This window comes from Dyadobacter sp. LHD-138, assembly GCF_030929615.1.
In the GTDB taxonomy this organism is placed as follows: domain Bacteria; phylum Bacteroidota; class Bacteroidia; order Cytophagales; family Spirosomataceae; genus Dyadobacter.
In genome coordinates this window covers 1-26,383 of record NZ_JAVFVU010000043.1, presented here as the reverse complement: position 1 = coordinate 26,383, position 26,383 = coordinate 1, and the positions used below count along the sequence as shown (strand labels likewise).

The 26,383-nt window shown below is 44.3% G+C and carries 20 protein-coding genes and 1 other RNA gene; 7 read left to right on the top strand and 14 right to left on the bottom strand.

Features of this window, described 5'->3' with window-relative positions; genetic code table 11:
* Nucleotides 1-69 precede the first annotated feature (69 nt).
* On the bottom strand, nt 70-912 hold the full coding sequence (locus RB622_RS25545) for an exosporium glycoprotein BclB-related protein (RefSeq protein WP_308049598.1): 843 nt from the start codon (nt 910-912) through the stop codon (nt 70-72).
* A gap of 16 nt (nt 913-928) precedes the next feature.
* A complete protein-coding gene (locus tag RB622_RS25540) occupies nt 929-1,906 on the bottom strand; it encodes a T9SS type A sorting domain-containing protein (RefSeq protein ID WP_308049597.1) in 978 nt (325 codons plus the stop codon).
* Between the two features lie 752 nt (nt 1,907-2,658).
* Between RB622_RS25540 and ssrA the strand changes: the two genes are divergently transcribed.
* Nucleotides 2,659-3,031, top strand: a transfer-messenger RNA (tmRNA) gene (ssrA, locus tag RB622_RS25535).
* A 551-nt stretch (nt 3,032-3,582) separates the two neighbouring features.
* On the opposite strand, the gene RB622_RS25530 is transcribed toward ssrA, so the two are convergent.
* On the bottom strand, nt 3,583-4,755 hold the full coding sequence (locus RB622_RS25530; protein ID WP_308049596.1) for a protein-L-isoaspartate O-methyltransferase: 1,173 nt from the start codon (nt 4,753-4,755) through the stop codon (nt 3,583-3,585).
* Between the two features lie 235 nt (nt 4,756-4,990).
* Here RB622_RS25530 and RB622_RS25525 point away from each other — a divergent pair, with 235 nt between their 5' ends.
* Nucleotides 4,991-5,308 carry a hypothetical protein gene (locus RB622_RS25525; protein ID WP_308049595.1) on the top strand — a complete coding sequence of 106 codons (318 nt, stop codon included), beginning with the start codon at nt 4,991-4,993 and terminating at the stop codon, nt 5,306-5,308.
* 51 nt (nt 5,309-5,359) lie between these two features.
* Here the strand turns inward: RB622_RS25525 and RB622_RS25520 are convergent, their stop codons facing one another.
* The 8 genes from RB622_RS25520 to RB622_RS25485 all read right to left on the bottom strand — a co-directional run bounded on the left by RB622_RS25520 (nt 5,360) and on the right by RB622_RS25485 (nt 18,903).
* Nucleotides 5,360-5,545: a hypothetical protein gene (locus RB622_RS25520; protein WP_308049594.1), complete on the bottom strand. Its 186-nt coding sequence runs from the start codon at nt 5,543-5,545 to the stop codon at nt 5,360-5,362.
* A 306-nt stretch (nt 5,546-5,851) separates the two neighbouring features.
* Nucleotides 5,852-7,336 carry a DUF1501 domain-containing protein gene (locus tag RB622_RS25515; RefSeq protein WP_308049593.1) on the bottom strand — a complete coding sequence of 495 codons (1,485 nt, stop codon included), beginning with the start codon at nt 7,334-7,336 and terminating at the stop codon, nt 5,852-5,854.
* Nucleotides 7,337-7,341: 5 nt separating this feature from the next.
* On the bottom strand, nt 7,342-10,584 hold the full coding sequence (locus RB622_RS25510) for a DUF1553 domain-containing protein (RefSeq protein WP_308049592.1): 3,243 nt from the start codon (nt 10,582-10,584) through the stop codon (nt 7,342-7,344).
* Between the two features lie 6 nt (nt 10,585-10,590).
* Nucleotides 10,591-12,033, bottom strand: coding sequence for a c-type cytochrome domain-containing protein (locus RB622_RS25505; RefSeq protein ID WP_308049591.1), 1,443 nt, complete (start codon nt 12,031-12,033; stop codon nt 10,591-10,593).
* 52 nt (nt 12,034-12,085) lie between these two features.
* Complete coding sequence (locus RB622_RS25500; protein WP_308049590.1) at nt 12,086-13,600, bottom strand: RagB/SusD family nutrient uptake outer membrane protein; 1,515 nt, start codon at nt 13,598-13,600, stop codon at nt 12,086-12,088.
* A gap of 16 nt (nt 13,601-13,616) precedes the next feature.
* Nucleotides 13,617-16,922: a TonB-dependent receptor gene (locus RB622_RS25495; RefSeq protein ID WP_308049589.1), complete on the bottom strand. Its 3,306-nt coding sequence runs from the start codon at nt 16,920-16,922 to the stop codon at nt 13,617-13,619.
* Nucleotides 16,923-17,112: 190 nt separating this feature from the next.
* Nucleotides 17,113-18,213 (bottom strand): FecR family protein, encoded by a 1,101-nt coding sequence (locus RB622_RS25490; RefSeq protein ID WP_308049588.1) that lies wholly within the window; start codon nt 18,211-18,213, stop codon nt 17,113-17,115.
* 87 nt (nt 18,214-18,300) lie between these two features.
* Nucleotides 18,301-18,903 (bottom strand): sigma-70 family RNA polymerase sigma factor, encoded by a 603-nt coding sequence (locus tag RB622_RS25485; RefSeq protein ID WP_308049587.1) that lies wholly within the window; start codon nt 18,901-18,903, stop codon nt 18,301-18,303.
* 793 nt (nt 18,904-19,696) lie between these two features.
* Between RB622_RS25485 and RB622_RS25480 the strand changes: the two genes are divergently transcribed.
* The 3 genes from RB622_RS25480 (at nt 19,697) to RB622_RS25470 (ending at nt 21,339) form a co-directional block, all read left to right on the top strand.
* Nucleotides 19,697-19,882 carry a T9SS type A sorting domain-containing protein gene (locus RB622_RS25480; RefSeq protein ID WP_308049586.1) on the top strand — a complete coding sequence of 62 codons (186 nt, stop codon included), beginning with the start codon at nt 19,697-19,699 and terminating at the stop codon, nt 19,880-19,882.
* The gene (locus RB622_RS25475) at nt 19,879-20,124 is read left to right on the top strand and encodes a hypothetical protein (protein WP_308049585.1); all 246 of its coding nucleotides are present in this window, start codon (nt 19,879-19,881) and stop codon (nt 20,122-20,124) included. The genes RB622_RS25480 and RB622_RS25475 overlap by 4 nt, the downstream gene beginning before the upstream one ends.
* 75 nt (nt 20,125-20,199) lie before the next feature.
* A complete protein-coding gene (locus RB622_RS25470; protein WP_308049583.1) occupies nt 20,200-21,339 on the top strand; it encodes a TlpA disulfide reductase family protein in 1,140 nt (379 codons plus the stop codon).
* 33 nt (nt 21,340-21,372) lie between these two features.
* On the opposite strand, the gene RB622_RS25465 is transcribed toward RB622_RS25470, so the two are convergent.
* The 3 genes from RB622_RS25465 to RB622_RS25455 form a co-directional block, all read right to left on the bottom strand.
* On the bottom strand, nt 21,373-21,528 hold the full coding sequence (locus RB622_RS25465; RefSeq protein WP_308049582.1) for a hypothetical protein: 156 nt from the start codon (nt 21,526-21,528) through the stop codon (nt 21,373-21,375).
* A 17-nt stretch (nt 21,529-21,545) separates the two neighbouring features.
* On the bottom strand, nt 21,546-22,406 hold the full coding sequence (locus RB622_RS25460; protein WP_308049581.1) for an alpha/beta hydrolase: 861 nt from the start codon (nt 22,404-22,406) through the stop codon (nt 21,546-21,548).
* A 278-nt stretch (nt 22,407-22,684) separates the two neighbouring features.
* Nucleotides 22,685-24,877 carry a pyrroloquinoline quinone-dependent dehydrogenase gene (locus RB622_RS25455; protein ID WP_308049580.1) on the bottom strand — a complete coding sequence of 731 codons (2,193 nt, stop codon included), beginning with the start codon at nt 24,875-24,877 and terminating at the stop codon, nt 22,685-22,687.
* A 169-nt stretch (nt 24,878-25,046) separates the two neighbouring features.
* Here RB622_RS25455 and RB622_RS25450 point away from each other — a divergent pair, with 169 nt between their 5' ends.
* Both RB622_RS25450 and RB622_RS25445 read left to right on the top strand, forming a co-directional pair.
* Complete coding sequence (locus RB622_RS25450; RefSeq protein WP_308049579.1) at nt 25,047-25,235, top strand: hypothetical protein; 189 nt, start codon at nt 25,047-25,049, stop codon at nt 25,233-25,235.
* 45 nt (nt 25,236-25,280) lie between these two features.
* Complete coding sequence (locus RB622_RS25445; protein ID WP_308049577.1) at nt 25,281-26,294, top strand: serine hydrolase; 1,014 nt, start codon at nt 25,281-25,283, stop codon at nt 26,292-26,294.
* Nucleotides 26,295-26,383 lie beyond the last annotated feature (89 nt).

Genomic DNA, 26,383 nt, shown 5'->3' with positions numbered 1-26,383 from the left:
GATCGTGAAAACGAATTTTGAAATCCGTCTCACGATCAGTGAAGGGAAATGAGATTAAATATTTTTCTACTATTTTATTGTAAGACCTGCACTTGCATAACCTGTTACCGTATGTAGCAGACTTAGCCCTGCCGCGGTTGACGAAAATACAAGCAACAAACGATCCTCTGCACTCACCGGAATGTTCAAACCAGTTGTAATCCCATTAACGGTCGTACCCAACGGAACAAATGTGCCCGTTAATCCCGGAGCAAGGTTAACTATTGCACCAGGAACCGGTGCAAAAGAATTGTTTGGTCCACTGGATTTGTAAACCTGGGCAGTTACCGTAACCGTCGAACCAAACAAAGCAAGTGCAACCGTCGTACTAAAATAAGCAGAGAGCGCAGTAATTGTGCCAGCACGCGGCACCGAGAACGCTAAGTTGGTTATGTTTGAAAGGTCAATATTACCGCCAAGCAAACTTACACCCGGAAAAGAAGAACCAAACCCGACCAGAGAAGTAGTTCCTACCAAACCTAATGCAACGGTCGTCATGACAATCGGTGCTCCTGAGGCATAAGGAATAATTGCATCACCGGCAGGAGCCACAGGAGAGATAAAAGGAACCCATGCCGAGCCATTGTAATAGTAGAAACCTGGCGTGTTATCTGTCTGGTAAATCAGCAACCCCGTTGCCGGCGAACCGATTCCGTCCCGAGCGATTTTACCCATTCTTGGGATAAGGACTCCTTTGTTGGGTGAGGTCACATCCAGTTGAGCGCTTCCATCAGGTGATATGGTACCAATGCCAACCTGCGCTTTTGTACAGATTGAAACAAAAAGGAACAAAGCTGACAACAAAACAATTCTGTAAACGGAGGAGTAAAGCACGCCCGTTTTTATATGTGTAAAAGATTGATTTTCCATCATATTGAATGTTTAAATATTATTGTTTGATAACCTTGATAACATTTACGCTGCCATTGAGACGTTTAACCTGCACCATGTAAATTCCTGAGGGCAAATCTTTCATGTCAATCTCCCGCGCTGAAAGTGCATTGGCAGACTCAAAAAATGTTTTCCCCTGATTATTAAACAGTATAATACCGGCAACATCATTCCAGTTATCGACCTTTATTTTTAGCTTTTCAAGAACCGGATTAGGGTAAAGGGATGTTTCAACACCCTTGGTAAACGTCAGATCCCGGATCTTACTCAGTGCAAAACTTCCGTCTTTATCGACCATCTTTAACCGGTAAAAATTGGTTCCTGCTTCCGGATGATTGTCGGTATAGTCATAGCGTCGCGTCATCCGGCTTTCTGTCCAGGCTGGCATCTGATCCAGCGCCAGCCAGTTTTTCGTATCCGTACTACGCTGTATTTCAAATAAATCGCTATTCGTTTCATAAGAGGTCGACCAGGAAAGCTGGGCAACTCCATCTTCTTTTTTAGCGGTAAAATCAATCAATGTCACCGGAAGCGCGCCCGGTAGTGCCGCGGTAGCCGATTTGAAGGTAACCGGCCCGACCAGATCGTTATAGATGTAATGCGTCGTTACATTAACAACGCTACCAGAAGTTACAACAGCTACGGCATCCTTGTGCACCACTTGCAGCGTAGCCTCTACGTTGCCATTCAGCTCAGAGGCCAGATAAAAAAGCCCGAGCCTTCCCACAAAATTAAAGGCATCATTAAAGTTGTAGACGCGCGCAATACTCGGAGGAGATCCAGGCAATGGAGTTCCCGAAATGGTCAGTGTCTTGTTCGTTAAGGTTAATGCGATCGTCGGATTTAAAGTCAGCCCGTCCAGGTAAACATCCGTATTCTCTTTAATGAAAAAACCCTCAGACCCGACAGTAAACTGTGCGTCAGCATTAAAAGAATAAAGCAATGCCAGTTGGCAAAAAAGCAGATATCGTTTCATAGAGTAAGTGGTTAGATAAGTAGAAAATAATTGCTTTTAAATACTAAAAACATTCTATTAAAATGTAGAAGTAAATTTATAAAATTTTCTGAATTATTTACATGAATATCAATCATTATTATCACATAACTACCTATATATCATATATTTTATACTAAAAAATGAGAATTAACCGATAGATAATATTCTATACATGACAATAACTATATTGACACATCAAAAGCGAGTCTTTTTTGATGGTTTTTTCCTCATATGGCAATATTTCAGTAAAATAAATACCAGTCAAAACAAAATTCGTTTCTCCTTACCGTTAAATAAATACGACCATACCCGCTTATCTTTTCCTGGTGATTCTAAATGAGTCTGAATTAAATCGCGTTTTTTCGACAATGCGGAATTCCCAGTAGTCAGAAATCTCTCATGCTCCAAAGTACCCAATGCACAACTGAAAATTTGTTGGCTTTGCCGATCTAAGTCTGGCAAAGTCGGAGGAGTTAGTTTGTCTGGTATCGTCTATTCGACCCTTTTCCCCAATTTGAACGAGTTTGAGAAGCCAAGAGGTGATAAAAAACAGCAAGAACATTGTGTAAATACCGGCCTGACACTAAGATGATTATACGTATACAGGGCAATGTATCGATGTTATGTGGTAAAGAATTTGCTATATGGTGGAACTATCCGGTTGTAATCATTGTCAAGTAGGAGCAGCCAACCAAGGTGATTTTTCACGGGTTAGTTTTTTGCGCCGTTTTGGGGGCGACTGGAATTGACAGCGGGTTGGGATTCTGTGTGTAAGCATGTCGGGAGCTGGGGGTACCTCCCGTAAATAATACCTTTCAAACAATAACTGGCGAAAATACTTACGCCATGGCTGCTTAATCCGGAGGATCTAGCAAATGCCATCATCCCTCCAACCTACGCACTGATGGTTGGGCTCCGGGGTGTCGCAAATCAGTGCTGGTTGGCATAGTGGTACGGAAAGCCAACGAGACCCTAGGACCTAAGGCCAAGACGCGGGTCCGCCGTGAACCTTGTCTGGCTCGAAAATTCAATCGCGGATAAGCATGTAGAAGGCGCAGGGTTTCCCTGTTCTGGACGAGGGTTCGAATCCCTCCGTCTCCACAAAATGCCGTTTCTGGTCTCAGGAGCGGCATTTTTCGTTTTCGGGATAATATTCGGGACAAAACCGGCGAAGAAAAAAACACACACGGAATGATAAAAAATAAAATTGAGCGACCTTAAAAGCTGACTGTGTTTAGTAACCACAGTGTTGACCTGTCCAAGGAATGGTATATCGAATTTTACGCATTCGACGAAAGTACACAGGACTTAAAAAGAAAACGCGTGAAAATTCCGCTGTCTTTCACTACAACGGAATTGCGTCGAAAATGTGCGGCGAAAATGATCACTGAATCAGGATTACAACTTGTACGGCTGAAAACAGACTGATGGAATTTCTCTGTATCAAGCTACAAAGGATATTAAACTTGTTCAGGCGTAATGTAGATATAAGAACATTAATACAACTGATAAGTATTTACGAGATCTGGGTCTATTTCTTGACGAAGACGCACTAGATTCATACCCTGAGGCAGTAAGAGGTCAATACTAAATCAATTAGGAATTAAAAAAGATAAAGGGTCTCACAAAATCCGAGTTTACCGTTACATTTATTATCATATCAATCTCGATAGAAAAATAGAATTTGGCCTGTCAAGAATCCACCCTTCGTGATTGTCAGGAAGGTAATCTGGTTTTGGATATACCCTCAGTGATAGTTGGACAGAACTAGGCATTCCCATTTTAATCCATTGACTTAATATTTCTAGGAATTTGTTTTCGGCATCAAAGCTCCCATAGCTGGTTAGTAGATTATTTTGAACAACAACTAACGAGCAATTTTCTTCGTCGTACATTCCAAAGCACACATCAACAATAGATTCACCGGTTAAAAATACACGGTAACCTGGTTCGCTAAACTGCAAAAAGGAACGAATACCCTCGGTATCTTGCATCATATTCCGGGATAACCGTCTACCCCACCAAAATGGTTTTTGCCCAATAGGTTTCACCACTAAATTATGATCAACGAGAAAACTAGACAATTCAACTCCATCTAACGATTTGGAGAGAGATCCACCTAACATAGGAATAAACATAGCCGGTGAAGAATGCTGTGATACTAATACTCCATTTAGTTTCCTGAATAGCACAACATCATCCCCACCACCAGCTAGTTTCAAAACAGCTAATAACAACCCGTTTTCTTTTAGCTGTCGATGCAGCTCGAAAGGAATGTCGTAGCTGCCAGCAGTAAAAATAATGCGATCAAAGGGTGCGCCATGCATGTACCCCATTGCGCCATCGCCTAGTAGCACAGTTACCGCCTGGAAACCAATTCGTTCAATAGTTCGTCGCGTGCTATTAACTAACTCAGGAAATATCTCCATCGAATATACATGCCCTTCCACACCCACTAATTGACTCATCATTGCCGCATTCCACCCGCTACCTGCACCAATTTCAAAAATTGTATTTCCAGGTTGAATATCCATCATTGCTAGCATATCTAACACCAATGAGGGTTGCGAAATGGTGGAAACGAAATGAGAATCACATGGTTTATAAATGACCAATGATCGATCAGAATAAAGAATTGGAAAGTGCTCTTCTCCTCCGTCTATGTTAATGTTGCACCATTGTTGAGACATCGGATTTAAATATTGTTGTACAAACAAATGTCTAGGTGTATCTAGAAATGCCTGACGTATGGTCGCATCAATTGCTTTTCCGGTAGCTTGTTCGATCTGCTTTAATAGATCATGCTGATAAGAGTGAAAAGAAACCATATTAAACAGTGATAGATTTAAAATAGTACTTACTAAAAAGCATTTAAATAAATTTTCTCTTCAAACACCTGTTCTCTTAAAAGTGATAAAGTTTGTATCACAAAACATTATTAAAGCATCCCGGGTGAAAGGTGTGGAGCGTTTCTAAATATTTCAAGTTTTTGCAATACTTGCTTTGAAATTAGTTATTTTTTCCGAACCTTTGACAGACATAATTACATTTAACTAATTGACTATGAAAGTTTTTACAATAGATGAAGATCTATCAAATGAGGAAATTGTGCACACTCTGGAACAAGAATTTTCTTCTAAATTTTCTTATAGATTTTTCGGTCTAGGTCGAAACAAAAGTATTGTTGTTAGGAAATCGGAGTTTGTCGGGGCACAAATTTCGAAAAGTGGAAATAAAATTACAGTACAGGGTGTGTCTCCCAATTTTGCAATAAGCCTTATAGATGCAACTTTGTATGGAGTAATCGCTGGCGCGTTTTATTCTCCGCTTAAGAAGCTTGAAGCAGATTTAGCAACTTTTTTAAAGCGTAAGTATTCTTAGTTATAGTAACCGGATTGGCATTGATCAACCCCGTTGCTTAATAATTCCAGGTCAAACACTCGACTTTTGTTTTAGTCTCTTTTCTACGTCCATCAACCGCGAGTGTTTTTTATGATCTTCTGTTTTCCATCCGTATTTACTTCTGTAATCCATTAACAATTCTTCCGGATAACTGCTCAACAAAAATTTGCCCTTCATTGTAACACAGGCTTTCAGCAGCGCTTTGAAATCATCCATCTGATAACCCTTGTATGGGGCCCCTGGTCGGAGGAAACATAAGACGGATCAAGGTAGAAAAACGAATCGGGGCTAGCATATGCTCGAATTACTTTCTGCACATCATAAAGTTTTTCATTTCGATCAAAGGTTTATACCCAATATACCGTAATTAGCCAGTTTGAGGCTATTTCTCAGAAGATACCTGGACTGGTGGCTAAATGCGTGAACAAAAAATAATCCTGCGCATCAGTAATTCGCAGGATTAAACAGTACTTAATAATCAAATTAATTGCTAATCGTTCACCCGTATTGCTCCGACCAATATTATGTCAGGATTTCATTCACTACTCTACCGTGAACATCCGTAAGGCGGAATCTCCTACCCTGATATTTGTACACAAGTTGCTCGTGATCAACACCCAACAAATGCAGCAAGGTGGCCTGAAAATCGTGGACATGAACAGGGTCTTTAATGATATTATAACTAAAATCGTCCGTCTGTCCATAGCTGAAACCCGGTTTCACACCAGCTCCCGCCATCCACATCGTAAAGCATCTCGGATGATGATCGCGCCCGTAATCGCCGGCACTAAGCTTGCCCTGGGAATATACCGTCCGCCCAAATTCCCCACCCCAAACAACCAGCGTATCTTCCAGCATTCCGCGACGTTTCAGGTCAACAATCAGTCCCGCCGTGGCGCGGTCAACCTGTTTGCATTGATTGGCCATTCCTTTCGGCAATGAGCCATGGTGGTCCCAACCCTGGTGGTATAGCTGCACAAACCGCACATCCTTTTCTAATAATTTCCTGGCCAGCAGGCAATTTGCTGCGTAACTGCCCTTATCACGGCTGTCGGGTCCGTATAGCTCAAACACTTCGTCGGGTTCACCGGCAGTGTCCATTACTTCAGGTACCGAAGTCTGCATCCGGAACGCCATTTCGTACTGCGAAATACGTGCATTGACTTCCGGATCGCCCCAGCTTTCATTCTGCACCTGGTTAAGCTCGGTCAGATAGCTTAACATCTTTTCCCTGTCTGTTCCGTCGTAACCTTCGGGATTATTCAAAAACAAGACAGGCTCCTTACCTGAGCGAAATTGAACGCCCTGGTGTTCCGAGGGCAAAAAGCCATTCCCCCATAACCGCGCGTACAACGGCTGGTCTTTGGAGGCATTTTTGGAGACCAAAACAATGAATGCAGGCAAATTCTGGTTTTCCGATCCAAGCCCATAACTCACCCAAGAGCCAATCGAGGGCCTTCCAGGAAGCTGGTGTCCGGTCTGAAAAAAGGTGATCGCCGGATCGTGATTGATCTGTTCGGTAAAGAGGGATTTTACAATACAGAGCTCATCGACAACCTGCGCGGTATAGGGTAAGAGCTCGCTTACCCAGGCCCGGGACTTCCCGTATTGGTCAAACTTGTAAAGCGAGGGTGCAATGGGCAGGTTCGCCTGGTTGGCACTCATGCCAGTAAGGCGCTGACTGCCCCGGACAGAATCCGGAAGCCCTTTGCCAAGCATACCGGCCAGCTTTGGTTTATAGTCAAAGGTTTCGAATTGCGAAGGGCCGCCTGCCATAAACAGGTAAACCACACGCTTTGCTTTGGGTGCAACTTGCCGCCTGATCGATTCCAATGTTTTTTCATTCATCGGCGAGGCCTCTGTGGCATTGGTCAAAAGGCTGCCCAATGCCAGTGCGCCCAGGCCGGAGGCCGTACGCTGGAAAAACGCCCGCCTGTCGAGCTTTTGGTTCAAATCCGCCAGGTCGGGCGTATGCAGGCGGAATGGTTCATGATGATGTGCGCTCATACCGGTTATCGTTTTGTCAATGTAGCATCTGAATTCAGGATCGCGATCGCCACGACCGCATTGGCTGCCACTGCTGCCGGATCAAGGGACGGGTCGGTCACATACATACCCGATTTCAGCCAGCCTCTGGCTTTTTGCGGGTTGGAAGTAAATTTCCCTAACTCCATTTTTCTCAGATTTTCAAGTATTATGATTTCTTTTTGTTGCGGGGTCCTGCCGGTCAATTTCCGGTAGGTTTGTACAATCGCCGCCCCGGCATCCTGCTGTTTTGCCATTTGTTCCCCCATTACCTTGGCGACTTCCAGGAAAGTAGGATCATTGAGTGTCACCAGGGCTTGCAAAGGCGTGTTCGTTCGCTGCCGCCTCACAATGCAGCTGCTGCGGGAGGAGGCATCAAAAGTAGCGAGTGTCGGGTTGGGTACCGAGCGTTTTACGATCACATATACGCTACGGCGGTAGACCTCATCGGTGGTGTCGGCTTTGTAAGTCATACTATTGATTTCCCACAAGCCATCCGGCTGATAAGGCTTGATACTCCTTCCTCCTATTTTGGGGTTCAAAAGTCCGCTCGCCGCCAATGCATTGTCACGGATCATCTCAGCGGAAAGCCTGCCGGACGGCCCGCGTGCCAGGAGCTGGTTATCCGGGTCCTTTTCCAGGAGCTCCCGACTCGTGTGAGAATCCTGCCGGTAAGCCCGTGACATCACCATTAGCTTGATAAGCCGTTTTACATCCCATCCATAATCCTGTCCGAATGTTACAGCCAGCCAGTCAAGCAGCTCAGGGTTGCTTGGTAAGGCGCCCTGGTTTCCAAAATCCTCTGCCGTTTTAACCAGACCCACACCGAAAAAACTCTGCCAGTACCGGTTGACTGCCACACGGGCTGTCAGGGGGTTTTCTTTGCTGGTAAGCCATTTGGCAAGCCCCAACCTATTTTTAGGCAGGCTGTCCGGGAATGGCAGGATAGCCGTCGGGGTGCTTGGGAAAACCTCTTCGGCAGGCATATCGTATTGGCCACGTTGAAGCAGAAACGCCTTCTTTGGTTTAGGCATTTCCTGCATGATCATGATCTCTGCGACATTCTTTGTCGAATCATCGTATGCCATTCGCAAGCGACGAAGTCCTTCTCTTTCAGTTTGCAATGCCGGCTCTACGGTCTGCTGATAATAGGCACTCAATACCTCCTTTTCCTTATCGGTCAGATCAGCCTTTGCCTTGCCGACCAGATTCTCCCAGCTCGCCTTCCCCGCCAGGATTCGCACCTCATAAGGCGTGAGGTCCCTGTTGTAGACGATCACGTCATCCACTTTTCCGCCTTTGAAGCCCAGGCCACGCCACCAGCCTCCTATCTGCAAAGCCGGTTCATTTTTTTGATAAAAAATAATGTCTTTGTAAAGCTGATCGATTACCGTTTCCATAGGTGCTTCGGCCCCGTCCTGGTAGAGGCGAAAACCCCGTGCAGTCGATGAGGCATCGTAAGTCATCGTCAGATGTACCCATTTCTCACGTGGAACCGGGAGGCGACTATGTCGGGTTATCGCATTGGAAGGTGCCGTATGCGCCATGCTGATTTCCAGTACATTGTTTTTCATCAAAAGGTGATAGCCCTTGAAGTTGTACAGCCGCTCTGCATTACTTTTGTGAAAAATAACCCCCTCTTTAAAATCCTTAGGAAACCATGCCCATATACCGATCGAGAAAGGCTCCGATCTGCGGAAGACACCCACATCCTTTAAATCGGCATAGCTGTCTCCATTCAACACCAATACTTGTCCGCGCGCGCTTTTCTCAAACACAGGTTTGTCCTTATCCCCTGCATCGCGCTTCATCGCTCCCTTTTGCTGTTTATTGATACGGTTTGAAAGAGAATCTTCAAAATCGTAAATACCCTGCAAGCCGACCTTAGGTATCGTCTCTTCCGCCAATTTCTGATAGGCGCCGGAAGCAAGCCATGCCTCAAAACCTGCTGCCGTATTGCTGCGGGTTATTTTTGCTTCTTTCTCTGAAATCGCCGAACGCATGAACTGCATCAGCTTTTCCTGCTTTTCATTTGGAAGCATCAACGTTGGTGTAGGCAGGTCTTCATTATGGGCAATCTGGCCTGCCTCGCGCACATTGTTGAAAAAGCTGAACAACTCGTAATAGTTCTTATGGGACACCGGGTCATACTTATGGTCATGGCAGCGTGCGCAACCCAGCGAAATGGCCATAAACGCATCCCCGACCGTATTGGCGCGGTCCATCACATATTCTGTCTGATATTCCTCCTCCACAATGCCGCCTTCCCCATTCTGCTGATGCAGCCGGTTAAAGGCAGTGGCAATGAGCATATCCCTGGTCGGGGCGCTATTTCCCGGGCCCTTCATCAGGTCGCCGGCGAGTTGTTGGTGGATAAAGTCGTTGTAGCGCATATTCTGGTTAAACGAGCTGATCACCCAGTCGCGGTAGGGCGACATATCCCGCATCCGGTCCGTAGAGTAACCATGCGAATCAGCAAAACGGGCCGCATCCAGCCAGTCTGCCGCCATTCTTTCTCCGTAGTGCGTTGATGCCAGCAGCCTGTCAACCTGCTTTTCGTAGGCCCCGGAGTTATTATCAGCGATGAACGCATCCAGCTCTCCGATCGTAGGCGGAAGTCCGGTAATGTCTAGCGACAACCTCCTCAGCAGTAACTCTTTGCTCGCCTCCGGCGCCGGGCTAAGCCTTTCCTTTTCAAGCCCTGACAATATAAAATTATCAATGGGGTTGACAATCCATTCAATTACAGATGTTGACACCGGTACCGTAGCCTTTTTCGGTTTTACGAAGGCCCAATGCGGCTTATACTCGGCACCATCTTTAATCCACTTCATCAGAACCGCCTTTTCCCCGGCATTGAGCGTCAGATGGGATTGCGGCGTTGGCATTTTGAAATCAGGATCTTCGGAAAGGATACGGTGTACCATTTCGCTTTTGGCCCAATCGCCAGGCTTGATCGCTACCTTTCCGGGACTTTCAGGAAGCTGCCCGAAAGCGCCCGTTGGCAAGTCCAGCCTCAGGCCGGCCTTCTGCTTAGCCTTATCAGGCCCATGACATGCAAAGCATTTATCGGAAAGGATGGGCTTTACATGCCGGTTATAGTCAAGCTGGACAGGCAATTTCGCAATTTCCATCGCCACGTCCGCAGGCACTTTAATATCCTTGTTGCCGGGGCCCTGTGAAGACCATAAAGGCACGCCTACCAATATAAACATCAGATATTTGATCATCTTTTACTATTTTTTTGACAGTACTTTATTGGTATCCGGCGCAGCGAGCTGCTGGATACCGGTTTCTATTTTAAGGTCTGGCCTGGCTTTCAAAAGTCGCTTTATACCCTCTGGAGTAGCCTTGGTTTGCCATAAATACACCACTTTCAGATTCGGATAGGCGGCTAACTGTGCCAGTCCCGTGTCCGTCACTGCGGTACCGTACAGGTTCAAGTGTTCCAGGCTCGGCAATGTGGCCAGCAGCTCGAGCGACCTGTCCGTGATTTTGGTATTTTCCAGGTTCAACCTCGTCAGGTTCTTAAATTGCGCCAATTGCTTTAAGTCACTATCCTGAACCGGCTGGCCTGTCAGTCGTAGTCGTACCACCTGGTTTTGAATACCTTGCAGGGCCTGGAAGGTTTCTGGCTTGAAATCTCTGGTATTCACAAAATTGGCCGACAAATACTCCGCCCCTGGTGACATTTTGGTCAGCGATACTTGCTGTTCTTTCAGTTTTAGCAAAATCTGCTGGTCAGGAGCATTCATCGGCCTACTTAGCAAAGTAGTTTCAAAATCGGGTTTTTCAGGTTCGATAACAACCCCTTCGGTCGAATCCGCAGTCAATGGCAGCAAGGGTATCCCGGCAACCAGCGGATCGTCGTCACTTTGCTGGATCACTTCTATTTCTTCCTTGAACGAAGCTCCGCGCTGGATCCAGGTTTGGACAAGGGCGATCTGCTGGCGTGTGAGTTGGAGTTTACCTTTCGGCGGCATATGGCGGTCGTCGCCCTCCGGCAATAGCAGATAGGTAAACAGCTTGCTCTTTGCGGGGTTACCTGCTGTGAGCACACTGCCATTCTTACCGCCTTTTCGGATAAATGCTTCTGTATCTAGCCGGAGCCCGCCTTTCTTTTTGGCAGCTGAGTGACAACTGTAACATTTGGCTTTGAATACGGGGATAACCTGGTCCCTGTACATAAAACTGCGTCGGATGACCTTCTTCCCTGTCGAATCAGAGACTACCAGCGCCTGCTCTTCCAGCGTCTTCGCGGACTCTTCAGCCGACGAAGACGCTTCCTCGTTTGAAAAAAGATATCCCTCGCCATGGGTCAGGTTTCCACCGTAATGCCCCGCAATGCTGAGCACCATCACCGTTGCAGAGGCAGGGAGCCAGCGGTATTTCCGCACTAAAAAAGTCAAGGTTCCAAGCCCGGCGGTCAGCAGGCCGGTCCATTGGTGGACTTGTACCATATCCGCATCATAGTCACCTGACCGGGCCAGCAGCCATCCTGCACCACAGGACAAAAAAGCCATAAAAGCGCCGGCCCCCCATGCAAATGAAACCGCCGCGCCCAGATCGGCCCTGGTGATCCGACCAAAGACCATCAGCGCTGCGGCAAAAAGCAAAACGCCAATTGGAAGATGTACCAGAAGCGGATGAAGGCGCCCTATAGTTTCAATGTTAAGCATATACTAAAAAACAATAAATATAATTCTTGTATAAGAACGGAAATAAATGCGCTTACTGATATCCAGGATTATTTGGAGCCAATTTCGGGTTTGCATTCATTTCATCCTGCGGTATCGGGAATAAATAATGCTTCTCCTGGAACTTGATCGTATTGTCCCGAGGGAAGGAATAGCCTACCATCGGAACGAAAGCATCATTTTTAGTATCGTATACCATCCGCGTTCTGACCATATCAAACCAGGTTTGATTTTCAAAACAAAGTTCATGGTTCCTTTCCCGCCATACCGCCTGACGAAACTGATCTTTGCTTAGCCCAGCCAAAGGTGCCAGATTTGCCCTTTTCCGTATTGCATTGATATAATCATAACTATTTGCATCCGCCGTTCCATCAGTTTCATTTTGAACTTCGGCATATAGGAGCATGATGTCGGAAAGGCGTATTATAGGAAAGCACTTTCCGGAACCTAACCCACTCGCCTGGGCAACGTCATCCCAATACTTGTAGATATGTTGTCCATTTTTGAATTGCACATCGGCTCCTGTTGAAAAATTGGGAGCATGAGAATAGAAGAATTGCCTTTCTTGTTTCCGAAGATCGGACGCGCTATACGATCCAAAAAATGTGTCATCCGGCAAAAGCGTACCTATCTCCTGCTGTCCATTAGAAATTAAGCTGAAACTTGGAAGCGTAAAGGCAAACATAGGACTCGAGGCAATCGTGGAAGCATATTGGACCATGAAAATATTTTCCATTCTATTGTCGTTGGCCGGGTCGCGGAACTGACTGTAGTTTTGGTAAAGTGTATATTTCCCGGAGCTAATCACTTCCATAGCTTTTTGTTTAGCCAAAGGCAATTTATCCTTTTGCTGCAGAGGAAAACCCGCCATTGTTTGGTAAACTTTCGCCAACAGTGATTTCACAGCCCCAATAGCTACTCTTCCCGTATTGTCTGACAAAGGCAACCCGCTTTGCTCTGCCGCAAGTAAATCCGGTACAATTAACTGTTCATAAATGTCTTTTGTGGCCGTCCGCGGTATCTGAAGGCCGGCTGCACTGCTGGTAGGCTCGCTAACCAAAGGTACATCACCAAATATTCTGACCAGATTGAAATAGAACCAAGCCCGCAAGAATTTGGCCTGACCCAACAGCTGATTTTTTTGTGCATCCGTAACAACGGCAGATGAAATTGCCGGTATATTCTGAATGGCCAAATTTGCCGCGCCAATACCTTTATAGGAGCTACGCCACCAAACCCTAAAATACAGATCCGTGGTTTGCATGTTCAGGTTCCGCAAATTGGCATTGTTATTGGATTGATTGATGTCGCTTTTCGCCTGACCGGTGGGGTTTTCCAGCATGAGCATGGCGTTTTCCTCATAAAGGCCTACCGGACTATAGAAATCGCGCGTAAAGGCATAAATACCATTCACAGCATTTTGCGCCTGCTGATAACTTGCGTAATAGTTATCCGGAGTATAAAAGCTTGCAGGATTTTCGTCCAGAAAGTTATCACATGACACGACGGACATGCCTAGAATCAGAATTAATATTCTTATATTTTTCATTATCTTGATTATAAAATTATAAACTGATATTTGCCCCTAAATTGAATGTTCTTGCCTTGGGTTGCGCGTAGAATTCTATCCCATAAGCAAAGGCCTGCGGGTAAGTTGAGACCTCAGGATCATAGCCCGTTTTATACTTGGTAATCAGAAAGGCATTCTGAACTCCGGCAAACATGCGTAAACCGCTTAAATGTAATTTGTCGGTGATACTTTTGGGCACGGTGTAAGACAGTGAAATATTCTTACCTCTCACAAAGGATCCATCCTGAACATAATGACTATCCTGACGCAATGAAGGGCCATCACCATTTAATCTTACCTTGGCAATGCTGGTATTTTGATTGGTCGGCGTCCAGGCATTCAAAACAGTCGTGTAACTGTTGGCAAGCGTTTGTCTGTCTTCCGAAGTAGCATAGCCTAGGTTTAACACGCTATTGCCCTGACTTACCTGGATATCGACAACCAGTTCAAAGTTTTTATAGGAAAACTTATTGATGATTTCAGCTACATACTTCGGATAAGCGTGCCCCAAAACACTCTTGGTAGTCGATTCTTTGATGTCACCAGGTTTAGCGCCGGCTTTCGCAGCCTCCGCGGACTCATTGTCACCCCAGGTTCCCAAACGGGTAAGCCCATAAAACGTTCCGACAGACTCTCCTACCCGTAATATATTGGTTTGGTCAAGAAATCCCGGACCAGGAAAAATATCCTCGTTATTTAAGCCCAGCGCCAGTATCTTGGTTTTATTGGCTGAAAAATTAAGCGTAGTGTTCCACTTGAAAGCCCCAATGAGATTCCGCGTAGTCAGCCCTAGTTCAAAGCCACGGTTACGTACCGACCCGATATTGCTTAGCACGTTATCAAATCCTGATGAAAAAGGAACGGGGGCATTCAATAACAGACCGGTTGTAATTTTGTTGTAAAAATCTGCCACTGCATTGATACGGTTATTAAACAGGCCTAAATCAACACCGATGTTTAACTGATTGGTCTTTTCCCATTGAAGATTGGGATTGGGAATTCTACCTTGCACCTGACCGCCCGCACGCGCCCCGCCAAATATAGCCGTATTGGATGCCAGGGCTCCAATGGATTGGTATTGCCCAATCTCAGAATTCCCGGTGCTACCATAGCTTAACCTTATCTTCAGATCGCTTACAGTCTTGAAATTCTTTAAAAAGTCCTCTTCTGAAACACGCCATGCTACGGCAGCTGAAGGAAAGAATGCATATTTATGATTTGCTCCAAATTTGGAAGATCCGTCATATCGCCCCGTTGCGGTAAACAAGTATTTATCTAACAGAGAATAAGTTATCCTGGAAAAATAGGAATGAATCTGCCAATCATACACGTTAGATGTCGGAGGATTAGGAACGATCCCGGCACCCAGGTTATTCGCCAGATAAAAATCACTATCAAAGTTTGCAGAAGAAGCACCAAATGTCTCGTTATGCTTCTTAGCCCATTCCGTACCTAAAATAATATTTAAGTTATTGGCCTCATTTAACTGTTTTTTGTAGGTAAAATAGCTCGAACTCTGCCAGTAAAGAGACCTCTCCGTATTTATTCCTGCACGAATCCGCTGATAAAGACCGCGTTGTACAGCAGATCCACTGGCAGATATGTCATTTTTGTTTGTAAAACTTTCTAAGGACAGACTCGTTTTGAATTCTAAATTATCAGCCAAACGGAAATTTAAATACGAGTTTCCCAAAACGTTAACTTTATTATTGATATTATAATAGTTGGTTAACCAGTTTACCGGGTTGTCGGAACCCTCCGAATTTAAATGCATAAAGTTACCTCCCCACGAGCCATCGGGCATTTTTACAGGAATCATCGGTAATTGTTCCATTGTATTTCTAGGACCGTTAAAGCCTCCAACCCCGTCATCCTGGATCCGCTCTTTAGCGCCGATCGCGGACAGATTTAAGCCCGTCGTGAGCCAGCTGTTAACTTTTGCATCAACATTAATTCTTGCCGAATATTTCTTTAAATAAGTGAACAGCATTAAGGCATGGTCATCCTGATACCCATAGTTCATACTGTATTTCACATTGGGGCTGCCACCGGCGATCGATAAATTATAATTTTGAGAAAAAGATGGCTTATAAACCTCTCTCTGCCAATTGGTATTGTATTTCGGCGTGCCGTCCGCATTGTAAAGCAGGGGCTCAAGTTTTGCAAAATCCGGGTATGCCCTACCGGGGACAAAGGCATATGCGGCCTTTTCCATGGTTTGATATTGCGTTGAGTTAAGAAGAGGAATCTCTCTTGGTAATACGTTATAGCCTCCCGAAATATTCAAATTTACAGCTGTCTTTCCATCCTTACCACGTTTAGTAGTGATAATGATTACTCCACCCGAACCCCTTGCCCCATAAATGGCCGTCGAAGAAGCATCTTTCAAAACATCGATGGTCTCAATATCATTAGGGTTTATTGTAGAATAATCTACGCCGATCACGCCATCAACCACAAATAAAGGATTATTGGAAGCATTGATTGAGTTAAACCCTCTGATATTCACGCGCATATCGCCGGGACGCCCCGAATTTGAAGTAATATTTAACCCCGGAACGAGTCCCTGTAGAGCACCGAGCGCGTTGGGAGACGGCCTTTCCATAATGGCAGCACTGCTGATAGAGGCAACCGATCCTGTAACGTCGACCTTTCGCTGCGTTCCATAACCTATTACCACCACTTCTTCCAAAGATTTCTGGTCAGCTTTAAGGGATATTTTTAGTGAAGTGGAATTCGTAATCGCTATCTCCTGAGGCAAATAGCCAACATAACTGAATATCAGGGCTCTGGCCGATGCAGAAACATCAATACTGAAATTTCCTTTGACATCCGTAACCGTGCCTCTTTGCGTCCCTTTTATCAAAACATTAACGCCGGGAAGCGCTTCTCCTTTTTCATCGACCACTACTCCCTTTATCAGACTATCAAGCGAAGGCCGCGAGCTACCCAAGTCATCGCGTCGTTTTTGCCCTAACGGTACCAATATAGGTTTTATGATTATTTGCCTATCCGCCACTTCATATTCCAAATCCAGCGGTGTCAGTATCTTCGTTAAGATCGACCCCAAAGTCTCATTTTTTGAAAGCGATACTTTTTGATTGGGATTGAGCAGGTTGGAACTGTAAAGAAATTTCACATCCAGTGACTTCTCTATTTCAGAAAATATCAACTTGACGGTCTCCTGCTTCTTGTTAATAGTAATTTTATAGCTCAGAAGCTCTTGAGACTTTCCCTCGCGAGCGAACACTGTGCTCATTAATAAACCCGACAGCAGTAGCTGCGTTAATGTGAGTCGCATAAATCTAGTGACTTGCCTACAGAATAGTAGATCATTTTTCATACATTTGATTTGTTAGATTAGGAAATTTGACAAAAACCTCCCTTCAAGGACCAACAAGCGGGGAGGGCAACTCAGGGTCAGTCGTGTTGACGCACAACTGACCTTTTTTCTTTTAGTTTTCTGGCATCATAAGCGGATTAAAGTTGCTTCAACTGCAGCCATTTGATTCAATTACGATCTTGGCATCGATCATCTCATAAGTGGCACCCAATCCTTTACAAATCATTTCAATCTTCTCGTAAAGCGGCACATTATCCAGTGAGGCGGTCATTTTGCATGCAGACAGTAATTCTTCATCGTAAACAATTTCGACTCCATAGGCTTTTTCTATTTTCGCAAAAATCTCGGCAACGGGTACGTCATCAAATTCGAAAGACTGAATTTCCGTATCAGCCGCTGAAAGCACTTCCGGCAGGTGAATCAACGTACGCGATAGCCTTAATTCCTGTCTGTCAAGCGTGATCTGCTGATTGGGCGTAAGCACCACGCCATCCAATTCATTGGAATTCAATTTCAAAGACCGTTTGGCTTCAAACTGTGTAAATACAGAAACCTTGCCTGTTTTCACGGATACGTTTACCTGCTTATCGTTTGGGTATGCTTTAATAATAAAACTGGTACCCAACACTTTGGTAATTAATTCATTAGCATAAACAAAAAATGGTTTTGCCGGATTCTTGGTTATTTCGAAAAATGCCTCACCGGACATATATACCTCCCGCTTAGTTGTCCCAAAACGATTCTTAAAGTATGCCAAACGGCTTCTTTTTTTTAAGGATACAGAGCTACCGTCAGGCAAATTCACCGGCAAAACTTTGTCCGTGTTGTTAACAAATTCGACTAAGTCACTTTTTTTTGTGTCCGTCGCTGTAATTAGGTTTTCATAAGTCACACTGTTTGAATTGTCTTTCTTAAATGTTTGCCAGCCCAGCCAGGAAGCTATCATCAGTACACAAGCCGCCACCCACCATGTTCTGCCTAGTAATGGCATCGTAACTACAGGTGTTTCCTCCTCGATTTTTTGCTCGACCCGCTCCCACAGCGACTCCTGACTTTCAGCATCCAATTCAAATAACGGAAACGATTTCACAGCATTGACAAACAGTTTGGCTTGCTCTATTTCTTCACTTTTGAAAGGATTGTTGGCTATAAATGTCTTCCAAAACGCATCATTTTTACCTTCTCTTGCCCATTGCACAAAAGAAGGGTCCATCAAAAAGTCTTGGGTAGTAAATTTCGAATAATTCATGAGTACTGGATTAAGGCAATAAATTGACCTCTTTGGAAGTACCAAAGCGATCAATTCTGTTTTTAACTCACTTTGATCGTGTTATTTTTAAAAAAAATATCGGAAAAGGTATATCATAACAAGTAAATCAAATGACAGCCTCAATTTGCGGAGAGAACGTTGGATGAGGTTCCTGGCAGATTGTTCATTCATTTGCATAATATCAGCAACCTGGTCAAGTTCGAACCCATCAAAAAAACGTAGGCGGATTGCTTCAAGTTGCCGTGAAGGAAGTTTCAGTAATGCTTTTTGCAGTGCCAGGATCTGTTCATCTGTCGTCTCACGCTCAATTCGGAGGGCCTCATCGGAGAGAACGAAAGGAATCCCAACGTCCTGATCATCTTCCTGAAAGGAGTCAAAAAGGCGTTCGCCCGCTGACAGGCGATGAATTTTGCGGCGAAGCGATCTAAAAAGGTAATATTTGATTGAAGTCGTATGAGCAAGATTTTGCCTCATACGCCAGAGATCGGTAAACAGGTCCTGAATAGCGTCTTGAACCAGATAGGTATCAGGTAACATGTGATAACCGTAGTTGTAGAGAATTCCTGCGTATTTAGTGTAAATCCGCGAGAAGGCCTCTTTGTCCCCGATTTTGAAACGTTGCCATAGCAAAAATTCTTCACTTTCCTGGCTTACTTTAGAGTCATCCATTGACGCAAATAAAAAGATAGTAGTTCGATTTGGCCGTAATGACAATCAAGCCCGCATCCAATAGCGATTTCACTACTATGCATGTTGATCCTTTTTCAAAAAATATAGTTGCCCTTTCTGAGCTCTCAGCAAGTGCTTTTCTCCTGACTACAAAGCCCCGAAAATCTTTTCGTTATTGACTGTCAATGGGGTCACGCACAAATATCAAAGGACTAGTACATGCTCAAATATGTACAAACATATCAACATCTTATTTAAATAACAAGGGTCAATAAAATAATAATTCAACTAAATATTATAACTATTCTAGTAACCTTAATGCGACAAAATCGAAAGCTAGTGCAGGTATCTTCCACATCGTGAATCTTTACTAAAGGTATTTTGCCTTTCCATCCTACCCGCAGCCACCTCACTGAAACCCAAACCCTGGACAATTTGACTCCGAAAGAAGTGCCCTCAGTACCCTGAAAGACATAGCGACCAAAATAATCGCTCAGACCGCCGTCTTTACCTCACAGAAACTCAACAAATGAATGTTGTGCAATTTTGCTGTATTTAGTTTATGCATGATCGTTTTTCGGAATTATTAAATCATTTGTACGGTCATCGGAATATCTATATAAAAGACTGCAATTCTATTTACGCTTCCAGAAGATCCAGACCTTTTTTGGGGGATTGCTTCTCGTTTTTAGAAAACGCTTTCATCCACAATCTATGATGTGGTTTTTGAACGGACGTCAAAGGAATGTGCCCAGTCAAACCGAATCCTGAGGCTAGGTCTGTTTGACATATTGTGGACAACAGACAATGCATTCCATTCTCCGTGTACGATCTGCTTGGGCGAAAAGTGAACGCAAAATTACTTCAGAGAGCGGAAGGAAAAATGGATCTGGACGTGAGCCGGCTGCCCGTGGGTATGTATCTGATCTCCGTACGAAAAGGGAGTAAAGAACAGATTCAGAATTTTGTTGTGCATTGACAATTTCCGAATCCTGGCTGGCAGACCCTTTGGGTCTGCCGAACCGGGATAAAAATGTGGGATTCTGCCATAACATGCTGCATTGTCAGATAAGCAAAGTCAACTTTTTTGTTGTTCACTTTTCGCCCAATGGCTGTAAGATCCGAAGTAGCCAGGCCGACAACATTGACGTAACCCATCCCATGCTTTTAAAAGCTATATTAACAGTGATGAAAAAAGTCAGAAAAACCACCATTTCCTAAAACACGAAGGAGTTTGTTATTTTTGTTTTATATATAAACAATTTATATATTACCGAATAACTAACTTTTCTCGTCATGAACCTAAATTTTATTTATGCACGAGGCATTAAGTATTCCATTTTCCCTGCAAACTGGATGTGGATATTTCTCGCTTTGTCAAGTTGCGGTGAACGAGACGAATACGTCATTAATGTCGATCTAAAGTCAAATCAGTTCCTGGAGGGGAAAAAAGTCTATTTGGGAGAACAGGCGACTAAAATGTTCTTGGATTCAGCAATAGTGAAAAACGGGAAGTTTCAATTCCGAATCAAAACTGACCAGAATTTTACACCATTCGAGGCCAGCATGCTGTATGCAACCGGTGATCAAAATTACTCATTTTGGCTGCTAGGATATAAGAACCCTTTCAAGGAGAAAACATATATGAGCCAGTTCTACGTAGATAGAGGTGTAATGAACTTTGTCATTGATACTTCCTCCAAGGTCAAAAAAAAGGAAATAATCACCTTTACTTTTTTGAATATAAATAAACAAACGGAAGCAGCTTATAAGCACTGGGCCTTTACCCCATTAGCAGGCAACACAAAAAAGTCAAACGACTATAATGCACGCATTATCAAACAATTTTCAACATCTCAACACCTTCTACGACAGATTAATTGCAATAAGAGTAAGATGAAAGATACAGAGATACAGGAATTGCTATTGCTATTTGATGAATCGGTTTACAGTACCCCAAATTACAAGCGATTAGTGGAATATTCTGATTATCAAAATCAGAACGGGAATAACATACCTCAAGATATCGCAGTTTTCGATTCAACTTTTCTGCCATCCAAGCTAAAAATTGACAGTATGCGATATAATCTAATCGTATTTTGGGCTAGCTGGTGTGGGCCATGCAGACAAGAAATACCGCAAATCACTAAAATATTTCATGCTCAACGCAAAAATTTAAATGTCGTGAGTATTTCGATTGATCAAAATGAAAAGGCATGGATAAGTGCTCTAAAGCGGGAGAAAATGCCCTGGCCCCAGATGCTTTTAAGGCGCGATAGCTCATTTACAAAGTTTGATAAAAAGTACGATCTGAGCGCAATCCCAGTTTCCCTTCTCTTTGATCCCCAAGGCAAATTGGTTAGTCGCCAGCTTGGAATTGCAACTGGCAGGGAGTCCATAGATCATAAAATAGCAGGACTTATTTCTGGCAAATAGTGGACTACCAAAAGAGTTGTTGCTTAAAAGGCTTTAACCACCGATACTACCGGGCAGTGAATGAAGTGAGCGGGGCGTAATTCTCGAATAATCCACCAAGGATGAACATTTTACTGCGCCCTTCTCAAAAGTGAAATTAACAAAAGTCCCGTCTCCCAGTACACTCACAGGCACTTCTGCAACAGCCACCACTGTTTAAATGGGTGTTATTTGAGAGCGCTTTTTTCATTCAGAAAGTCGATTGCTATCCGGCATAGCATTTCTCCTTTTTCGTCTGGCATTTCGTGCCCCACGTTAGGATAAACACATAGTTGTCCGTATTGGAGCGCTTCAAAAATCGATATAGTATGATCCAGTTTGATCATATCCTTGTCACCACGGATCAATAACACGGGTACTTTAATGCTGGTAATTTTATCATCTGGGATCTTGATCTCTCTTTCCCACGCCTTTTGATTGTCCTCCCAAAACTTCATCCATTTTTCGGGTTCGGGATTCATTCGCTGATAATGTTCTAACCAATCCTTATCCTCTTTTACAGCTTCAACGGTATACTCCTTTAACATATCGCGTGCTTCCTGAGTTAGTCCACTGGCTTTTGAATTCGAAGCACCGCTCACCACTTTCTTTATTTTGTCGGGCCTATTGGCTGCAAGCAGCAGCGCAGTGTTCCCGCCGGTGCTCCAGCCCATCACATAAGCACTGTCCAGCTTTAATTGGTCAATCAGTTGCGAGCAATATTCGGCCATCAATTCTCCACTTAAACTGTCAGCGTGACCGGAGCGGCCGTGTCCTGGGGCATCAGGCGCTATAACCCTGAAATGTTTGGAAAGTTCGGGTATTATGCCAGCCAGGTTTTCTATTGAGCCCAGCCCCTGATGCAAGAGTAGCAAAGGGACCCCTTGCCCATACTCCTCGTAATAGATTTTCGTGTCGTGTATTATTACATACTTCCCATGATTTGACCCATAATTAATCGGTTTTTCTACCTGCTCATTAGGCTTTTCTACCTGATTACATGAAGCAACGAGTAAACTAAATACCATAAAATAAAGGAGTCGTCTCATCTTGATGCGTCTAAATGACGTGGTTAGTTGCAATATGTAGATTTCAAGATTTAATACGCATTTTTTATGAAAATTATTGAATTGCTTGGACAATCCCAAACTTTAATGAATCTGATGATGGTATTGTCCGGAAACGATATCCATGCTTGGCACCTTTTAAACCGGCCATATCACGAATCGCCCAGAGCAGTGGCATCTCGGGATCAGTCTCTATCGGATACTTTTTGTTGTTAATGCTCAGGGTGATTTTCACCACGATGCGTATTGTTTATAAAATTTTACGGCAATGCGAACGTCATGATCGACCCGGATGGCTTTTCTTTGGTGCCGCCCACTGATAATGCCACATATTGCTTTCCTTTTACCATGTATGAACATACATTGGCATTGTTTGCCGCCGGAAGCGTGGTTTCCCAAACCATCTTGCCTGTCTTTTTATCATAAGCCCACAACTTTTTATCTGCCGCGCCGCTAATAAAAACCAAGCCGCCTGCTGTTACCATCGGGCCTGAACGCGCCAGCAGCCCTGTTGGCGGACCGCCTTTTTCTTGTAGCTTTTCGTCATTACCGATTGGAATTTGCCATTCATACTCGCCTGTTGACAGGTTCAGGGCTCTTAAAGTAGCCCAAGGTCCTTTAAGTGCCGGATTACCGCTTGGATCACTCCATGTAGCATACGCGCTGGTATTCATATACCTAACCGGCTCTTCGCCACTCTTTGTTACCTGTGGGATGTCTATTTTCGCGTCTTTCATATCATACAGGAAGGCCATAATGGCCCTTTCTTCACTGGTGGATAAAATGCCTTTAAAACCTGGCATTGCACCGCCGCCCTGATAAATTTTTCCGAGCACTTCTTTTTCAGCTTTTCTGCCTTTTAAACCAACCAATGAAGGGAAAGTAGGCGAAATTCCTTTCTTTTCAGGGCCGTGGCACGATGCACAATGTTTCATGTAGGTAACCCTGCCTGCCTCAAAAAGCGTGTTGTTTCGCACCGCAAACTGTTTATTGGCGTCTACAATGGTTTGTATTTCGGGCAGGTTGTGACCTCTTACATACAGGTAGTTTGTACCGGGGTCAAATGCAGCTCCTCCCCAATTGGCACCACCTCTGGTAGCAGGTAAGGAGATCGTTCCTTTTAAATCAGGTGGGGTAAACAGCCCTTCATAACGTACCGACCTGAACTTGGCTAATATTGCCTCGTGGTCGGCCGGCGAGTAATTTGTTAAATCTTCCTCGGTCATGAACTGTTTGACGAAAGCTTTTGGTTTTGTTGGGAATGGCTGGGTCGGATAGGCTACTTCTCCCGGCAGATTGGAAGCAGGTACTTTCCGCTCTTCGACAGGAAAAAGTGATTGCCCCGTCTCGCGGTCAAGGACAAAAATAAAACCGTGTTTGGTAACCTGAGCTACTGCATCCAGGTCTTTTCCATCTTTTTTGATGGTAACCAAATTGGGTGGGCTGGCCAAATCGTAATCCCAAATATCATGATGTACAGTCTGAAAATGCCATTTATATTTTCCTGTGGCAGCATCCAGGGCCAATACGCAGTTCCCGAAAAGATTGGCACCAACTCTGTCAGCCCCATAATAGTCATAAGTGGGCGAGCCCAAAGCAAGGAAAACCATACCCCGCTTCTTGTCTATACTCATACCCGCCCAGCAGTTCACGCCGCCTGCATATTTATAAGCCTCTTTGGGCCAGCTATCATAACCAACCTCGCCAGGATGCGGGATGGTATGAAATGTCCACGCTAATTTTCCGGTCTTACAATTATATGCCCTGATATATCCAGGGGCGGCACCATAAAAATCAGGTAATCTTGACCCGATGATAATCAGGTCTTTGAAAATACTACCTGGGGTAGTGAGTGTAACCGATATTTTGGCAGGATCGTCTCTGACCCCAACATTGAGATTAACTTTTCCCTGTTGACCAAATGTGGGAATAAGTTTTCCTGTCTTGGCATTGATAGCCATCAGGTAATTGCCCGCAGAATATATGATCCTTTTATCTTCCCCGCTCTCCCAATAGGTCACGCCCCTGCTGGCGGCAGTGGGTGCGCCCTCTTCTAACGCATTGAATGCCCATAGCTGCTTTCCTGTCTGTGCGTTGATGGCATACACCCATTGCTTGCCAGAGTTTGCATACATGATCCCATCTACAATGATTGGGTTACTTTGGCTGGAAATGGGTGGTTCACCTGGGGCCACGTCGTTCATTTCGAAGGTCCAGGCGTTTTGCAGTTTGTTTACATTCGATAAAGTGATCTGATCAAAAGCGGAGTAACTTGTACTTTTTTCATCGCCCTTATAAACGCCCCAGCCGTTGTCTTCCGAACCTTGAATCATCCAGGATGATGAGATGGCGAGAATCGAAATGATCGTTACGGCAAGAGCAGTCAATCGGATAGAACGCATTCTGTTGGGCGCAACCACAAATGGAATCCTTAGCTTTATATTTTTCATCATTTGCATGTTTTTTAGACATTGTTATACTTCTGCAAGTAATGCGTATTTTGTGAATTTGCACGTATACAGATTACTGAATTACATACCAAAGTTACTGATCACATCAAGGGCCATGATCTAACTTGAAGGCTCTATTCTAAGTTTTCATTACATCTTAAATAACAGACCTATGGGTAATGTCCTGAGATTTGATAGCATCCATGATTATAATGCATTCAATAAACAATCAACGCTCCACCCGCTGGTCAGCATTGCCGGTCTTTCGAAAGCAGACCCACGGGAATCACACAGCATGGGCTATGGCTTTTATACCATTTTCCTCGACTACGGCAGTCAGAAGACGTTGTACTTACAATAAAGATTAAATCAAAAAAAGCACAAAACTGAATTCATTATATTAAAAGTGATTTACAAATGCTTCGTAAGTCTGGCGCTGCTTGGAGCTGTTGCGGCTTGCTCTTTTGATGAACAAAAAGTGGTCGGGATCTGGCATACTGAATTTGAGGCTGTACCACATCAAAAAAGCGCTTTTGATTTTGAACTACGCCACGATATTTTCAATGACGCTTGGAGCGGCCGGTTTGAAATTCCGGAGTTAATGGCCGAAGGAAGTTTGTCAAGTGCAAGTGTAAAAAGTTCAGAGATAACGCTGGATCTGGGGCAGGGTGCGACATTTAAAGGCAGTCTTTCAAAGAATAAGACGGTAATCAAAGGGATACTCCATATGCCAGACCGCAAGCCTGAAACGCTGAGTTTTACGAAAACAGATCATTGGTCCTCGCAGCGGCCGGCAAGGATCGATCAGGAGAATCAACAAGTAAAAAGATGGACGTATCAGTCTCCGCCTTTGATCAGTGATGGCTGGAAAGTGGGCACAATGCATAGGAAAACTGCAAATTCGAAGCCATTGCATGCTCTTTTTGAAAGCATTTTAAAAGGCAACTTTCATGGGCTGGATGCATTGCTTGTTGCCCAGAATGGAAAGTTGCTACTGGACGAATACTTCTATCTGGGTGATCGGGAAAGAATTCATAGTATACAATCCTGCACCAAAAGTGTGACATCCCTCCTGATTGGCATTGCACATGATGATGGTTTAATCCAAAATCTTGATGCACCATTGACTGCTTTCTTCCCGACCTACAATGATTCTATAAAAGTAAAAATACCGCTGCCTACGCTCCGCAATGCTTTGACCATGTCGGCAGGATTAGATTGGAGAGAGGATATTCCTTATACAGATCCGAAAAACGATGCTGTTTTGATGAACCGGAGCAAAGATATGTATCAGTATGTCCTGACTAAAAACTTGGATGAGAAGAACAAGCCTGGTGAGAAATTTGGATACAACAGTGGCCTTTCGATTTTGCTCGGTGGTATTTTATCCTGGATATTCCGGAGCATGTTGACCCCCTAAAAGCCGGAATGTTTTGGAATGTTAAAGTAGCCTGATTCGCTGGAATCGCCTGCCATTCTGGCACATGTTGACCCCCTTAAAAGTTGAGA

Coding starts and splice junctions, on each gene's coding strand:
- RB622_RS25455 (WP_308049580.1), bottom strand. CDS start 24,877: ATGATGAAAAATATAAAGCTAAGGATTCCATTTGTGGTTGCGCCCAAC.
- RB622_RS25450 (WP_308049579.1), top strand. CDS start 25,047: ATGGGTAATGTCCTGAGATTTGATAGCATCCATGATTATAATGCATTC.
- RB622_RS25520 (WP_308049594.1), bottom strand. CDS start 5,545: ATGGATGATTTCAAAGCGCTGCTGAAAGCCTGTGTTACAATGAAGGGC.
- RB622_RS25525 (WP_308049595.1), top strand. CDS start 4,991: ATGAAAGTTTTTACAATAGATGAAGATCTATCAAATGAGGAAATTGTG.
- RB622_RS25505 (WP_308049591.1), bottom strand. CDS start 12,033: ATGCTTAACATTGAAACTATAGGGCGCCTTCATCCGCTTCTGGTACAT.
- RB622_RS25540 (WP_308049597.1), bottom strand. CDS start 1,906: ATGAAACGATATCTGCTTTTTTGCCAACTGGCATTGCTTTATTCTTTT.
- RB622_RS25495 (WP_308049589.1), bottom strand. CDS start 16,922: ATGCGACTCACATTAACGCAGCTACTGCTGTCGGGTTTATTAATGAGC.
- RB622_RS25500 (WP_308049590.1), bottom strand. CDS start 13,600: ATGAAAAATATAAGAATATTAATTCTGATTCTAGGCATGTCCGTCGTG.
- RB622_RS25470 (WP_308049583.1), top strand. CDS start 20,200: ATGAACCTAAATTTTATTTATGCACGAGGCATTAAGTATTCCATTTTC.
- RB622_RS25485 (WP_308049587.1), bottom strand. CDS start 18,903: ATGGATGACTCTAAAGTAAGCCAGGAAAGTGAAGAATTTTTGCTATGG.
- RB622_RS25510 (WP_308049592.1), bottom strand. CDS start 10,584: ATGATCAAATATCTGATGTTTATATTGGTAGGCGTGCCTTTATGGTCT.
- RB622_RS25515 (WP_308049593.1), bottom strand. CDS start 7,336: ATGAGCGCACATCATCATGAACCATTCCGCCTGCATACGCCCGACCTG.
- RB622_RS25490 (WP_308049588.1), bottom strand. CDS start 18,213: ATGAATTATTCGAAATTTACTACCCAAGACTTTTTGATGGACCCTTCT.
- RB622_RS25460 (WP_308049581.1), bottom strand. CDS start 22,406: ATGAGACGACTCCTTTATTTTATGGTATTTAGTTTACTCGTTGCTTCA.
- RB622_RS25530 (WP_308049596.1), bottom strand. CDS start 4,755: ATGGTTTCTTTTCACTCTTATCAGCATGATCTATTAAAGCAGATCGAA.
- RB622_RS25545 (WP_308049598.1), bottom strand. CDS start 912: ATGATGGAAAATCAATCTTTTACACATATAAAAACGGGCGTGCTTTAC.